Source organism: Agromyces sp. NPDC127015 (assembly GCF_042725165.1).
In the GTDB taxonomy this organism is placed as follows: domain Bacteria; phylum Actinomycetota; class Actinomycetes; order Actinomycetales; family Microbacteriaceae; genus Agromyces; species Agromyces chromiiresistens.
Genome location: NZ_JBHXDI010000005.1, coordinates 1 through 12,970, shown reverse-complemented (window position 1 = coordinate 12,970; position 12,970 = coordinate 1). Strand labels below are relative to the sequence as shown.

The following is a 12,970-nucleotide window of genomic DNA, read 5'->3' as shown; positions in this document are numbered from 1 at the left end:
GGTCAGTGATCCGATCGGTCTGCGACCGGAATCGGGACGCCCGCGGTCGCGCCGCCAGATGACGCGCAGAGCTGGGCAGCCGACCAGAATACAGCGCTCGGGTGCCCCCTGCCAGTCCCGTCCGATCTGCGGCAAGCTGGAGGCATGCATCGCATCGCCGCTGAGCCTCTCGACGTCCTCCGCACCCGCACGAGCGAGAAGTGGCGCCACTACGACGCCGACGTGCTGCCGCTGCCGGTCGCCGAGATGGACTACCCGCTCGCCGAGCCGATCGCCACCGCCCTGCACGCGGCGATCGATCGCTCCGACACCGGGTACGCCACCGGCAGCCGCCCCGTGGCGGAGGCGTTCGCCCCGTTCGCCGCCGAACGATTCGGCTGGGAGGTCGACCCCGCTCGCATCACCTGCACGGGCGACGTGGCGATGGGGCTCGTCGAGGTGCTGCGGCAGGTGACGGGGCCGGGCGACCCGGTCATCGTCACCCCGCCGATCTATCCCCCGTTCTTCGACATCGTCACCGAGGCATCCGCACGGGTCGTCGAGGTGCCGATGCGCGGCGGCATCGACGAGGGCTGGTCGCTCGACCTCGACGGCATCGACGCCGCGTTCGCCGCCGGTGCGAAGGCCATGCTGCTCTGCAACCCGCACAACCCGATCGGTCGCGTGCCCGAGCGCGACGAGCTCGCGGCCCTCGCCGAGATCGCGGCGCGCCACGGCGTGACGGTCGTCTCCGACGAGGTGCACGGGCCGCTCTCGCAGCCGGGCACGGTCTACACCCCGTTCCTCACCGTGTCGGACGCCGCGCGCGAGCACGGCGTCACGGTCACCGCAGCCTCGAAGGCGTTCAACCTCGCTGGGCTCAAGGCCGCAATGGTGGTCACGGCCTCCGACCGCGGCGACGCCGTGCGGCGCGCCTTCCCGTACGAGGTCGAGTGGCGCATGAGCCAGTTCGGCTCGATCGCCTCGGTCGCCGCCTTCCGCGACGGCGGGCACTGGCTCGACGGCGTGCTCGCGAGCCTCGACGACAACCGGCGCCTGCTCGCCGAGCTGCTCGCCGACGAACTGCCCGGCGTGCTCTACCGCATCCCCGACGCCACCTACCTCGCGTGGCTCGACCTCTCCGTGCTCGGCTGGGGCGACGACCCCGCCGCGGTCGCACTCGAGCGCGCACGGGTGGCGCTCGGCATCGGCACGATGTTCGGCAAGGACGTGGGCCGGGGCCACGTCAGGCTCAACTTCGCCTGCACGCCCGAGGTGCTCGGCGAGGCGATCGCGCGCCTCGCCGACGCCGCCGAGAGCGCACGACGATGACCGATGAGACTCGGGCCCGAGGCATCCGCCTCGCCGACCCCTCCGACGCCGCGACCGCGGCGCGGCTGCAGGTCGAGTTCGCGCTCGAGTTCGACTCGCCGACGCCGAGCCGCGACGTGCTCGAGCCGCGCTTCCGTCGGTTGATCGCCGACCACGACGGGTTCGTGCTGTTCGCCGGCGACCCCGACCCGACCGGCTACGCCGTGGTGACGCTGCGGCCGACGGTCTACTGCGAGGGCCCGCTCGCGGTGCTCGACGAGTTGTACGTCGTGCCGGGACTCCGCGGCGCCGGTATCGGCACGGCACTGCTCGAACGCGCCGTCGACGAGGTGCTCCGGCGCGGCGGCGGCGAGATGCACATCAACGTCGACGAGGTCGACACCGACGCCCGCCGGTTCTACGAACGCCACGGGTTCGTGAACATCGAGCCGGGCACCGACTACCGCATGCTCTGCTACATCCGAGAGCTGGAGTCGGGCCCGGCCCGTCGCGCGTCAGCGGGTGATCAGCGGGTGTAGTTCGGCGCCTCGACGACGATCTGCACGTCGTGCGGGTGCGACTCCTTGAGCCCGGCGGGCGTGATGCGCACGAACCGGCCCTTCGTCTTCAGCTCGGCGATGGTGCGCGCGCCCACGTAGAACATCGACTGGCGGAGTCCGCCGATGAGCTGGTACGCGACGGCCGACAGCGGCCCGCGGTACGGCACCTGCCCCTCGATGCCCTCGGGGATCAGCTTGTCGTCGCTCGGCACGTCGGCCTGGAAGTAGCGGTCCTTCGAGTACGACGTCTTCTTGCCGCGGGTCTGCAGCGCGCCGAGCGAGCCCATGCCGCGGTACGCCTTGAACTGCTTGCCGTTCTGGAAGACGAGCTCGCCCGGGCTCTCGGCCGTTCCGGCGAGGAGCGACCCGAGCATGACGGTGTCGGCGCCGGCCACGAGTGCCTTCGCGATGTCGCCCGAGTACTGCAGGCCGCCGTCGGCGATGAGCGGCACGCCGGCCGGCTTCGTCGCCTTGGATGCCTCGTACACGGCCGTGATCTGGGGCACGCCCACGCCCGCCACGACGCGCGTCGTGCAGATCGAGCCGGGCCCGACGCCCACCTTGACGGCGTCGGCGCCGGCCTCGACGAGCGCCTTCGCGCCCTCGTAGGTCGCGACGTTGCCGCCGATGACGTCGATGTGGGCGAACGTCGGGTCGGCCTTCAGCCGGCGGATGATGTCGAGCACGCCGGCCGACTCGCCGTTGGCCGTGTCGACGACGAGCACGTCGACGCCGGCGTCGCGCAGCGCCTCTGCGCGCTCCCACGCGTCGCCGAAGAAGCCCATCGCCGCGCCGACGCGGAGGCGCCCCTCGTCGTCCTTCGTCGCGTTCGGGTACTGCTCGCTCTTGTCGAAGTCCTTCACCGTGATGAGACCCGTGAGCCGGCCCTCGTCGTCGACGAGCGGGAGCTTCTCGACCTTGTGCTTCGCGAAGATCGCGAGCGCCTCGTCGGGGTTCATGCCGACCCGGCCCGTGATCAGCGGCATCTTGGTCATGACCTCGCTGACCTTCGTCGACGCCTTCTCGAAGTCGGCGACGAAGCGCATGTCGCGGTTCGAGATGATGCCGACGAGCTTGCCGTCGTCGTCGACGACGGGCAGCCCGCTCACGCGGTACATGGCGCACAGCGCGTCGACATCGGCGACGGAGGCATCCGGCGTCGTCGTCACCGGGTTCGAGACCATGCCCGACTCGCTGCGCTTGACGCGGTCGACCATGTCGGCCTGGTCCTCGATCGACAGGTTGCGGTGCAGGATGCCGATGCCGCCCTGGCGCGCCATCGCGATCGCCATGCGCGCCTCGGTGACCGTGTCCATCGCGGCCGACAGCAGCGGCGTCGCGACGGTGATGCGGCGGGTGAGTCGCGAGGCCGTGTCGGCCTCGGACGGGATCACGTCGGTGTGACCCGGAAGGAGGAGGACATCGTCGTACGTGAGTCCCGTGAATCCGAACGGATCTGCCTGATCCATGACTTCCCTTCGTGTCGGAACACCCGATCGCTGCGCATCGTGGGTGGGGGTGGCGGTGCATCAATGTTAAGCGAGTTTGCACCGCGGGCATTCCCCGGATAACAATCGAGGGCCTGATGTGGGTCCGTGCGATGCGCATGGGCCATAATCGGCAGGTACCGTCGACGACGCCGTCGGCGGAAAGGACCGGTCCCGGAGGTCCACACCATGCCCTCCGGTGGCCCCTTGGAGGTGCAGTGGAACCCACGAGATCTGTCCAGACTCGCTCTCGCGGGAGGTGGCTCCTACTCCTCGGAATACTCCTGTCCGCACTCACTCTGTCCGGCATCGCAGCGTCCCCTGCGGTGGCGGAGGATGGGAGTGCGGCCTCGGCTTCCGACGAGTACGAGTACCACTTCTCGGGCAATGTGCAGTACAACGACGAACCACTCGAAGGCGTGAAGATCACGGTCGAGGGCGGCGGATTCTCCGCCGACACCGAGACCGACGCCGACGGCAAGTGGACGATCGGCGTGCCCGAGAAGACCGAGTACACCGTCGAGCTCGACGAGGACACGCTGCCCGACGGCGTCGTGGTGGCGAAGGGCGAGAACCCCCGCACCGCGGAGTTCGGGCTCACGAACAACAAGTCCGTGAACTTCTTCCTCGGCGAGGGCACCCGGGTGACCGTGTCGTTCTTCGACCAGTTGATCAATCGCGTCGTGAACGGCTTGAACTTCGGCCTGCTGCTCGCGCTCGCGGCGATCGGGCTCTCGCTCATCTACGGCACCACCGGGCTCAGCAACTTCGCGCACTCCGAGATGATCACCTTCGGCGCGCTCATGACGCTGACCTTCTCGTCGGACGTGGGCCTGCCGATCGGCATCGCGATCCTCATCGCGATCCTGCTGAGCGCGGGCCTCGGCTGGGGGCTCGACGCCGCACTCTGGAAACCGCTGCGGAAGCGGGGGGTCGGCGTCATCCAGCTCATGATCGTGAGCATCGGCCTCGCGCTCGCGATGCGCTACACGTTCCAGTTCTTCTACGGCGGCCAGACCCGGCAGCTGCCGGGTGCGTCGCCCGCCGAGTTCCACCTCGGTCCGCTGTCGCTGTCGTGGGTGGATGTCGCGAGCATGGGCATCAGCATCATCGTGCTGCTCGGCGTCGCCTGGTTCCTCCTGCGCACCCGCATCGGCAAGGCGACGCGCGCCGTCTCCGACAACCCGAGCCTCGCCTCCGCGAGCGGTATCGACGTCGACGGCACCATCCGCATCGTGTGGGTGCTGGGCGCAGCGCTCGCGGGCCTCAGCGGCATCCTCTGGGCCTACTACCGTCCGGGCGTGAGCTGGGACATGGGCTTCCAGATCCTGCTGCTCGTGTTCGCCGCCGTCACCCTCGGCGGGCTCGGCACGGCGTTCGGCGCACTCGTCGGCTCGCTCATCGTCGGACTGTTCGTCGAGCTCTCGACGCTCTGGCTTCCGGCAGACATGAAGTTCGTCGCGGCACTGGTGATCCTCATCCTCGTGCTGCTGTTGCGTCCGCAGGGCATCCTCGGTCGCCGAGAGCGGATCGGCTAGGAGGCCCGAAATGATCGACTGGGGAGCAATCTTCTCGAACGCGGCCGTCGAGGTGCTGAGCCCGACCACCGCCGCCTACGCCCTCGCGGCCCTCGGCCTCGCCGTGCACTTCGGCTACACGGGCCTGCTGAACTTCGGCCAGGCCGGCTTCATGGCGCTCGGCGCATACGGCTACGCCATCTCGGTGCTCACCTTCGGCTTCCCCGTCTGGGCCGCCGTGCTGGTCGCCGTCGGCGCATCCGTCGTGTTCGCGCTCATCCTCGGCATCCCGACCCTGCGGTTGCGAGCCGACTACCTCGCGATCGTCACGATCGCGGCGGCCGAGATCCTGCGACTGCTGTTCACCACGAACACCTTCCGCGACGTCACCGGCTCGGCGAACGGCCTCAGCGAGTACAAGGCCGGCTTCCGGGCGCTCAACCCGTTCAGCTTCTCGGGCAAGGCGGGCTTCGGGCCCTGGATGTTCAGCGCGAACGACTGGTGGAACATCGTGGTCGCGTGGACGATCGTCGCCCTCGCGTGCGTGCTCGTCTGGGTGCTCATGCGGAGCCCGTGGGGCCGCGTGCTCAAGGGCATCCGCGAAGACGAGGACGCGGTGCGCTCGCTCGGCAAGAACGTCTACTCGTACAAGATGCAGAGCCTCATCCTCGGTGGTGTCTTCGGCACATTCGCCGGCATGATCTTCATCCTGCCGCGAGCCGTCGTGCCCTCGAACTACGCGACGTCGCTCACGTTCTTCACCTGGGCGATCCTGCTGCTCGGCGGCGCTGCGACCGTGCTCGGCCCGGTGCTCGGCTCGATCGTGTTCTGGGTCGCGCTTTCGTTCTTCTCCGGATTCGTCGCCCGTGCGGTCGAGGCCGGCTGGCTGCCGATCTCCGAGGTGCAGTCGGGCCAGCTCCGCTTCATCCTGGTCGGCGTGGCGATCATGCTCATGGTCGTGTTCAGACCACAGGGCATGCTCGGGAACAAGAAGGAGATGTCCTTTGTCAAGTGACGCCATCCCCACGAAGAAGCCGGTCAAGAGCGTCGGCCTGCACGTCGGCGACGCCGTGCCGGGCTGCAAGAAGACCGATCCGATCCTCATCGCCGACGGGGTCAAGCGCACCTTCGGCGGCCTCACCGCGGTCGACGTCGCGCACGTCGAGGTCCCGCGCGGCGCCATCACGGCCCTCATCGGGCCGAACGGTGCCGGCAAGACGACGTTCTTCAACCTGCTGACCGGGTTCGACAAGCCCGACCACGGCACGTGGAGCTTCGACGGCAAGTCGCTCGCGCACGTGCCGGCCTTCAAGGTCGCGCGGCTCGGGCTGATCCGCACGTTCCAGCTCACCAAGGCGCTCGGGCTCCTGACCGTCATGGACAACATGAAGCTCGGGGCGACCGGCCAGCGGGGCGAGAACCTCTTCCGCGCCATGCTGCCGTTCCTCTGGCGCAAGCAGGACGACGAGATCGAGGCGAAGGCGCTCGAGCTGCTGGGCCGGTTCAAGCTCGATGCCAAGAAGGACGACTACGCGGCGAGCCTCTCCGGCGGCCAGCGCAAGCTCCTCGAGATGGCGCGGGCGCTCATGAGCGATCCGACGCTCGTCATGCTCGACGAGCCGATGGCCGGTGTGAACCCGGCGCTGACGCAGTCGCTGCTCGACCACATCCTCGACCTGAAGACCCAGGGCATGTCGGTGCTCTTCGTCGAGCACGACATGCACATGGTGCGCCACATCGCCGACTGGGTGATCGTGATGGCCGAGGGCAAGGTCGTCGCCGAGGGCGACCCGTACACGGTCATGCAGGATCAGGCGGTGATCGACGCGTACCTCGGCCAGCACCACGACCAGGATCTCGGCGCGACCGACACCGGCCACGTCGAAGCGCTGAAGGAGCTCATCGATGACGAACAGTAGCCCCGCCCCCGCCGTCGAGCAGCCGCCCGCGGGCGACCTCGTCGTCGACGTGCGCAGCATCACGGCCGGGTACCTCCCGGGCGTGAACATCCTCAACGGGTGCTCGCTGACCGCGGCGCCCGGCGAGCTGATCGGCATCATCGGCCCCAACGGGGCCGGCAAGTCGACGCTGCTCAAGTCGATCTTCGGCCTCGTGAAGGTGCGCGAAGGCGGCATCTTCCTGAACGGCGAGGAGATCACGAATCTCAAGGCGAACAAGCTCGTCGCAAAGGGCGTCGGCTTCGTGCCGCAGACGAACAACGTGTTCCCGTCGCTCACCATCCGCGAGAACCTCGAGATGGGCATCTACCTGCGCCCGAAGGGGCTCGGCGAGCGACTCGAGTTCGTCACGGCGATCTTCCCCGAGCTCGGAAAGCGACTCAGCCAGCGGGCCGGTTCGCTCTCGGGCGGCGAGCGCCAGATGGTGGCGATGTCGCGGGCGCTCATGATGGGCCCGCACGTGATGCTGCTCGACGAGCCGAGCGCCGGCCTCTCGCCGGTCAGGCAGGACGAGGCCTTCCTCCGCGTCAAGGAGATCAACAAGGCGGGCGTGACGACCATCATGGTCGAGCAGAACGCCCGGCGATGCCTGCAGATCTGCGATCGCGGCTACGTGCTCGACCAGGGTCGCGACGCCTACACCGGCACCGGTCGTGAGCTGCTCAACGACCCGAAGGTCATCGGCCTCTACCTGGGCACGCTCGGTCAGGACGAGGAGTGACCAGCTCCTGAACCACGACGAACGGGCGGATGCTGCGGCATCCGCCCGTTCCCATGTCCGCGGGGCCGGGTCGCCGCCTCCGCGGCCGCGACGTCCGCGAGGTGGAGTCGCGCGTTCGGCCGGCACCGGGGCGCTCCCCGCCGTTCGTGCGACTCGCATCGCGGAGTCGCGCGGACTGCCCGCGGCATCCCCGCGGTGCGACCGTTCACGCGATCCCACATCGTGGAGTCGCGCGAACTGCCCGCAACGTTCCCGCCGTGCGACCGTCTGCGCGACCTCAGGTCGGCGGCAGGCTGCGCGAGACGCTGCCGTTGGCGCCGCTCACGGCCGGCGCACGAGAAACGGCCCCGGCGCGATGCGCCGGGGCCGTTCCGAATGTCGCTGAACGCTTAGTTGACGCGCTCGGAGACGTTCTGGTCGTTGTACTCGTAGATGCCGATCGTGGCGCCCGTGGGGTCGCCGTTCTCGTCGAACGTGATCGGGCCCGACAGACCGTCGTAGTCGATCTGCTCGCCCTCGGCGAGGAGCTTGGCCGCCGACTCGAAGTCGGTGACCTTCTCGCCGCCGCCGGTCGTGCCGGAGATCTGCGTCAGGTAGTCGGCGATCGACTGGCCGCTCGTGTCGTTGGCCGCGTAGGCCGCGAGCGCGAACAGCACGATGTTGTCGTACGACTCCGCCGCGTAGGTGAAGTCGGTCAGGCTCGGGTCGATCTCCTTCAGGCGCTCGGTGAAGTCGCCGAGCGAAGCGAGGTCGAGACCGGGCGTGGTCGCCTTCGAGCCGGCGATGAGGCCGGGAGCGAAGTCCGCGCTGTAGTCGAGACGGTTGCCGTCGGTGAGGTAGATCTTGTCACCGGGGAAGCCGCCGCCGACGAGGTCGGGGATGATGACCTTCGCCTCGTTGAACGAGATGATCACGATCGCGTCGGGGTTCTGCGCCGTCACGTCGCCGATCTGGGTCGAGAAGTTCGTGTCGCCCGTGTTGAACGACGACTCCGCCACGACCTCGCCGCCGGCACCCTCGAACGCGTTCTTCGTCGCCTCGGCGAAGCCCGTGCCGTAGGCATCGTTCTGGTAGATGATGCCGAGCGTCGAGTTGCCGTCTTCGGCGGCCAGGTTGCCGAGCACCTCGCCCTGCAGCAGGTCGGAGGGAGCGGTGCGCCAGTAGAGCCCGTTGTCGTCGATGGTCGACAGGTCGAGACCCGTGTTCGACGGCGACATGAGCACGACGCCCGCGCTCGTGACCTGCTCGTAGATGTTGCGGGTCGTCGCCGACGCCGCAGCGCCCGAGATGGCCGAGACGCCGCCCGAGAGCAGGTCGGTGACCGAACCCGTCGCGACGTCGACCGTGCTGTCGCCCTCGTCGCGGAGGGTCAGCTCGATGTTGATGCCGAGGTCGGCGGCGTTGATGTCGTTGACCGCGAGCTGGGCAGCCGCGATCTGGGGCGGGCCGAGCACCGCGAGCGTGCCGCTCTGCGGTGCGAGCTGGCCGACCTTCAGGGTCAGGTCGCGCTCGCCGGCCTCGATCGGCTGGGCATCGCCGGTGTCGGCGGGCTTCTCGCTCTCGGTCGACGACGGTGACCCGCCTGAGGTGCACGCGGTGAGCAGGAGGGTGCTGACGCCGACGATGGCGAGACCCGTCCAGGCTGCGCGCGCAGAACGCTTGGCCGAAGCCTTCGCGAAGACGCTCATGTTGCTCCTTGGGACTGAAGGAATTCGTTACACAATCAAGCGTCAGTCCTGACGCCGTTGATTGACAGTATTGCGGGCCCACCGCGGAAACAAGTCACCGCGGTCACAACCCGGTAACACCGGCCGGATCGTTACCGGGTCGACACCTGCGCGGCCTCCGACGCACGGAATCCGCGTCATGCGGCGTCATCCGCTGCGGATTCCGCCGTTCGGGACTCCGGCCGCCGAAGGTCCGCCGAAGTCCGTCAGACGGGCTCGGCGACGATCCGTCGCGCCGCACGGCCGCGACGCACGAGGTCGACGGTGAGCACGGCGAGCGCGACCCAGACGAGGGCGAACCCGATCCACCGCTCGGGCGGCATCGGCTCGCCGAGCACCGCGACGCCGACGATGAACTGGATGAACGGCGCGAAGTACTGGATGAACCCCATGTAGATGAGCGGCAGCCGCCGCGATGCCGCGGCGAACAGCAGCAGCGGCACCGCCGTGACGACGCCGGCGAGCGAGAGCAGCACCGCGTGCCAGGCCCCCTCGGTGCCCATCGTGAGACCTTCGGTCGCGGCGATCCACCACAGCTGCGCGGCAGCGACGGGCGCGAGCCAGAGCGTCTCGAGCGTGAGGCCCGACACGGCGTCGACCCTGGGGCCGACGCGCTTCTTGATGAGCCCGTAGAACCCGAACGAGAACGCGAGCAGCAGCGCGATCCAGGGGAACTGCCCGTGCCCGACCGCGAGCACGACGACCGCGACGATCGAGATGCCGACGGCCACCCACTGCGTCGGGTTGAGGCGCTCGCGCAGCACGAGCACCCCGAGGAAGATCGTCACGATCGGGTTGATGAAGTACCCGAGGGATGCCTCGACGACCTGCTCGTTCACCGCCGCGTAGACGTACGTCTCCCAGTTGACGAAGATCAGGGCGCCCGCCGCGGCCATCGTGAAGAGCACCCGGCGGTTGCGCAGGAGCGCGACGAACTTCGACCATCCGCGGGTGACGGTGATCAGCAGGGCGCAGAAGACGAGCGAGAGCAGGATGCGCCACGCGACGATCTCGACCGACCCGGTGGGTGCGAGCGCGATGAAGTAGATGGGGAGCACGCCCCAGAGCAGGTACGCGGAGATCGCGTAGCCGAGACCCGCTCGGCTGATCGCGCCGTGATCGGCGTGGGCTGAGCGGGAATTCACCGATCCAGCCTACGCCCGGCGGGCGACACCGCCGTTTCGGGGCACCCTTCGGGCCCCAGGAACGCCGAACGGCCCGGATACCGAGGCATCCGGGCCGATCGTGAAGGTTTCGGGTCGCTCAGCGAACGACGACCGCGAGCACGTCGCGGGCCGAGAGCACGAGGAAGTCCTCGCCACCGAACTTGACCTCGGTGCCGCCGTACTTCGAGTAGATGACCTTGTCGCCGACCGCGACGTCGAGCGGAACGCGGTTGCCGTTGTCGTCGATGCGACCGGGACCGACGGCGACGACCTCGCCCTCCTGCGGCTTCTCCTTCGCAGTGTCGGGGATGACGAGACCCGACGCGGTGGTCTGCTCGGCCTCGACCTGCTTGATGACGATGCGATCCTCGAGCGGCTTGATGGAAACCGACACGGTTACCCCTTTTCTAGACGAATGCCGTCTTTTGACGAAAGACTGGTTAGCAGCCTCGGAGCGAGAGTGCTAAGCCGAGTCTAGGCGCGTTCTGGCACTCGTGCAACGTGAGTGCCAGCGCCGTTCACGCGCGGCGAACACGAGCGACCGACGCGGCCGTGCGGGCCGCTCGTCCGGTGCTAGCGTTGCCGGGTGGAACGCTCCGACCTCGTCGAACTCCTCTCCCCCGAAGGCCTGCGCCTGCTCGACGAGCTGCCCGAGTGGGACTCGAAGGCCGACATCGTGAAGACCGTGGCCGAGCTGCGCCGGAGGGGCTACGCCGCCGGCCTCGTCGCGGCCGTGCTCAGCCAGTCGAAGCTGCGCGCGAAGGCTGCCGCGAAGTTCGGCCCGTTCGCCGCGCGCATGCTGTTCACCGAGCCCGGCCTCGAGCAGGCCACCCGGCTCCAGGTCGCCGCCCTCCACGCTGGTCGCTTCTCGCGCGCGGGCGTCCGCCACGTCGCCGACCTCGGCTGCGGCATCGGCGGCGACGCTTTGGCCATGGCCGCGATCGACCTCGAGGTCACCGCGGCCGAGGCCGACGAGGTCACCGCGGCGATCGCCGCCTACAACCTCACCCCGTTCCCCCAGGCGCGCGTCCTCCACGCTCGTGCCGAGGACGTCGCGCTGGGCGGCATCGACGGCGCCTGGCTCGATCCGGCGCGGCGCACCACGGCGGGCGGCACCACGACCCGCATCGCGGATGCCTCGGCGTACTCGCCGAGCCTGGACTTCGCCTTCGGGCTCGCCGAGCGGATGCCCGTCGGCGTGAAGCTGGGCCCGGGCACCGATCGCGACGTGATCCCCGCCGGTGCCGAGGCGCAGTGGGTCTCGGTCGACGGCGACGTCGTCGAGCTCGCCGTCTGGCTCGGCGTGCTCGCCCGACCGGGCGTCGGGCGATCCGCGCTCGTCATCCGCGGCGATGCCGCACACGAACTCGCCGCCGCGGCCGACAGCGAGGACGCCCCCGACGGCCCGCTCGGCGACTATCTCTACGAACCCGACGGTGCGGTCATCCGCGCACGGCTCATCGGCGATCTCGCGCGCGAGCACGGCGCCTGGATGCTGAGCCCGGGCATCGCGTACCTCACGGCCGACACGGCGTTCGACTCCCCGTTCGCCAGGGGCTTCCGCGTGATCGAACGGCTGCCGGCCGACGAGCGGGGCCTGCGCCAGGCGCTGCAGTCGCGCGGCGTCGGCACCGTCGAGATCAAGAAGCGCGGTGTCGACGTCGATCCGGCGACGCTGCGCACGCGGTTGAAGCTGCGCGGAACGGAACGGGCGACGATCGTGCTCACCCGCGAGCAGGGCCGGCACGTCGCGCTGCTCGTCGAACGGCTCGAACCCGCCGTCTGAGGCGCGCCCCGCGCAGGAGGACGGGTCTCGACACCCGTCGCGACGCTCAGACCGGCAGGGCGCCGAAGACGATCGCGTAGTAGCCGATCCAGACCGCGGAGAAGACGAGCCCGGCGAGCCCGGTGCCGATGCCCACGAAGGCGAGCGCGCGCCCGTGCTCCTCACGGCGCAGGCCCAGCACGCCGAAGACGATCGCGGCGATCGAGAGCGGCAGCATCCAGCCCACGAAGAGCGACGCCGCCGCGCCGATCACACCCGTGACGGCGGCCACCCAGCTGTAGGCCCGGCGCTGCTGCTCCTCTTCGATCTCGATGGACTCGGCGGTGTCGTAGCCGGCCCGATGCACGATGAGCAGCTGGCCGGTCGAGATGCGGCGCAGCTGGCCGGTGTCGACGGGAACCTCGAACTCGCGGGCGTCCGCCTCCCGGATCACGGGGTCGGCCCGGAAGGTCGGTTCCGCGGGGCGGTACGGAGCGAGCGGGTCGACCGGGTCGGCCCGGTCGACGGCGAGCGCCGGCTCGGCCCGCTCGTTCGAGGGCGCCGCCTCAGTCTGCGCGAGCGATGCGGCCGCGACAATCGGCTCGGCCCCGGCGGCCGGGACGACCGGCCGGGCGTCGGTTTCCGCGACGACCGGCTCGGCGCCGGCGGCCGGAACGACCGGTTCGACGCCGGCCGCCGCCGGCTCCGCCGGCTCCGCCGGCTGCGCCGGCTGCGCATCGGCGGCCGGCTCCGCCCGCGGCACGGGCGGAGCCGGAAAG

General features: G+C 69.6%; 11 protein-coding genes and 1 pseudogene. 7 read left to right on the top strand and 5 right to left on the bottom strand.

From position 1 onward, the window contains the following. The first annotated feature begins 144 nt into the window (after window positions 1-144). Window positions 145-1,311 (top strand): MalY/PatB family protein, encoded by a 1,167-nt coding sequence (locus ACFWGP_RS14865; protein ID WP_376931260.1) that lies wholly within the window; start codon window positions 145-147, stop codon window positions 1,309-1,311. Further along, window positions 1,308-1,829 carry a GNAT family N-acetyltransferase gene (locus tag ACFWGP_RS14860; protein ID WP_376931259.1) on the top strand — a complete coding sequence of 174 codons (522 nt, stop codon included), beginning with the start codon at window positions 1,308-1,310 and terminating at the stop codon, window positions 1,827-1,829. The genes ACFWGP_RS14865 and ACFWGP_RS14860 overlap by 4 nt, the downstream gene beginning before the upstream one ends. Here the strand turns inward: ACFWGP_RS14860 and guaB are convergent. Then, on the bottom strand, window positions 1,817-3,319 hold the full coding sequence (guaB, locus tag ACFWGP_RS14855; RefSeq protein WP_231430133.1) for an IMP dehydrogenase: 1,503 nt from the start codon (window positions 3,317-3,319) through the stop codon (window positions 1,817-1,819). The genes ACFWGP_RS14860 and guaB overlap by 13 nt on opposite strands. A 236-nt stretch (window positions 3,320-3,555) precedes the next feature. On the opposite strand from guaB, the gene ACFWGP_RS14850 reads away from it, so the two are divergent. Genes ACFWGP_RS14850 through ACFWGP_RS14835 form a run of 4 tightly spaced genes read left to right on the top strand, consistent with a single transcriptional unit; the run spans window position 3,556 to window position 7,533 of the window. Then, window positions 3,556-4,875, top strand: coding sequence for a branched-chain amino acid ABC transporter permease (locus ACFWGP_RS14850; protein ID WP_374201099.1), 1,320 nt, complete (start codon window positions 3,556-3,558; stop codon window positions 4,873-4,875). A 13-nt stretch (window positions 4,876-4,888) separates the two neighbouring features. After that, window positions 4,889-5,869 (top strand): branched-chain amino acid ABC transporter permease, encoded by a 981-nt coding sequence (locus tag ACFWGP_RS14845; protein WP_231432278.1) that lies wholly within the window; start codon window positions 4,889-4,891, stop codon window positions 5,867-5,869. A gap of 4 nt (window positions 5,870-5,873) precedes the next feature. Further along, on the top strand, window positions 5,874-6,773 hold the full coding sequence (locus ACFWGP_RS14840; RefSeq protein ID WP_231432277.1) for an ABC transporter ATP-binding protein: 900 nt from the start codon (window positions 5,874-5,876) through the stop codon (window positions 6,771-6,773). Further along, window positions 6,760-7,533, top strand: coding sequence for an ABC transporter ATP-binding protein (locus ACFWGP_RS14835; protein WP_275505473.1), 774 nt, complete (start codon window positions 6,760-6,762; stop codon window positions 7,531-7,533). The genes ACFWGP_RS14840 and ACFWGP_RS14835 overlap by 14 nt, the downstream gene beginning before the upstream one ends. Window positions 7,534-7,922: 389 nt before the next feature. On the opposite strand, the gene ACFWGP_RS14830 is transcribed toward ACFWGP_RS14835, so the two are convergent. The 3 genes from ACFWGP_RS14830 to groES form a co-directional block, all read right to left on the bottom strand. After that, a complete protein-coding gene (locus ACFWGP_RS14830; RefSeq protein ID WP_275505472.1) occupies window positions 7,923-9,221 on the bottom strand; it encodes an ABC transporter substrate-binding protein in 1,299 nt (432 codons plus the stop codon). Window positions 9,222-9,466: 245 nt separating this feature from the next. Then, window positions 9,467-10,405 (bottom strand): EamA family transporter RarD, encoded by a 939-nt coding sequence (gene rarD, locus ACFWGP_RS14825; protein WP_275505471.1) that lies wholly within the window; start codon window positions 10,403-10,405, stop codon window positions 9,467-9,469. A 118-nt stretch (window positions 10,406-10,523) separates the two neighbouring features. Then, on the bottom strand, window positions 10,524-10,820 hold the full coding sequence (groES, locus tag ACFWGP_RS14820) for a co-chaperone GroES (protein WP_022889766.1): 297 nt from the start codon (window positions 10,818-10,820) through the stop codon (window positions 10,524-10,526). Between the two features lie 192 nt (window positions 10,821-11,012). Between groES and ACFWGP_RS14815 the strand changes: the two genes are divergently transcribed. Further along, on the top strand, window positions 11,013-12,212 hold the full coding sequence (locus tag ACFWGP_RS14815) for an SAM-dependent methyltransferase (RefSeq protein WP_231430128.1): 1,200 nt from the start codon (window positions 11,013-11,015) through the stop codon (window positions 12,210-12,212). A 46-nt stretch (window positions 12,213-12,258) separates the two neighbouring features. On the opposite strand, the pseudogene ACFWGP_RS14810 reads toward ACFWGP_RS14815, so the two are convergent. After that, window positions 12,259-12,970, bottom strand: a pseudogene (locus tag ACFWGP_RS14810) (hypothetical protein); the annotation flags it as partial.

Bases quoted from the DNA above. Each gene is read 5' to 3' on its own strand.
- ACFWGP_RS14865 (WP_376931260.1), top strand. From the start codon at position 145: ATGCATCGCATCGCCGCTGAGCCTCTCGACGTCCTCCGCACCCGCACG.
- ACFWGP_RS14860 (WP_376931259.1), top strand. From the start codon at position 1,308: ATGACCGATGAGACTCGGGCCCGAGGCATCCGCCTCGCCGACCCCTCC.
- guaB (WP_231430133.1), bottom strand. From the start codon at position 3,319: ATGGATCAGGCAGATCCGTTCGGATTCACGGGACTCACGTACGACGAT.
- ACFWGP_RS14835 (WP_275505473.1), top strand. From the start codon at position 6,760: ATGACGAACAGTAGCCCCGCCCCCGCCGTCGAGCAGCCGCCCGCGGGC.
- ACFWGP_RS14830 (WP_275505472.1), bottom strand. From the start codon at position 9,221: ATGAGCGTCTTCGCGAAGGCTTCGGCCAAGCGTTCTGCGCGCGCAGCC.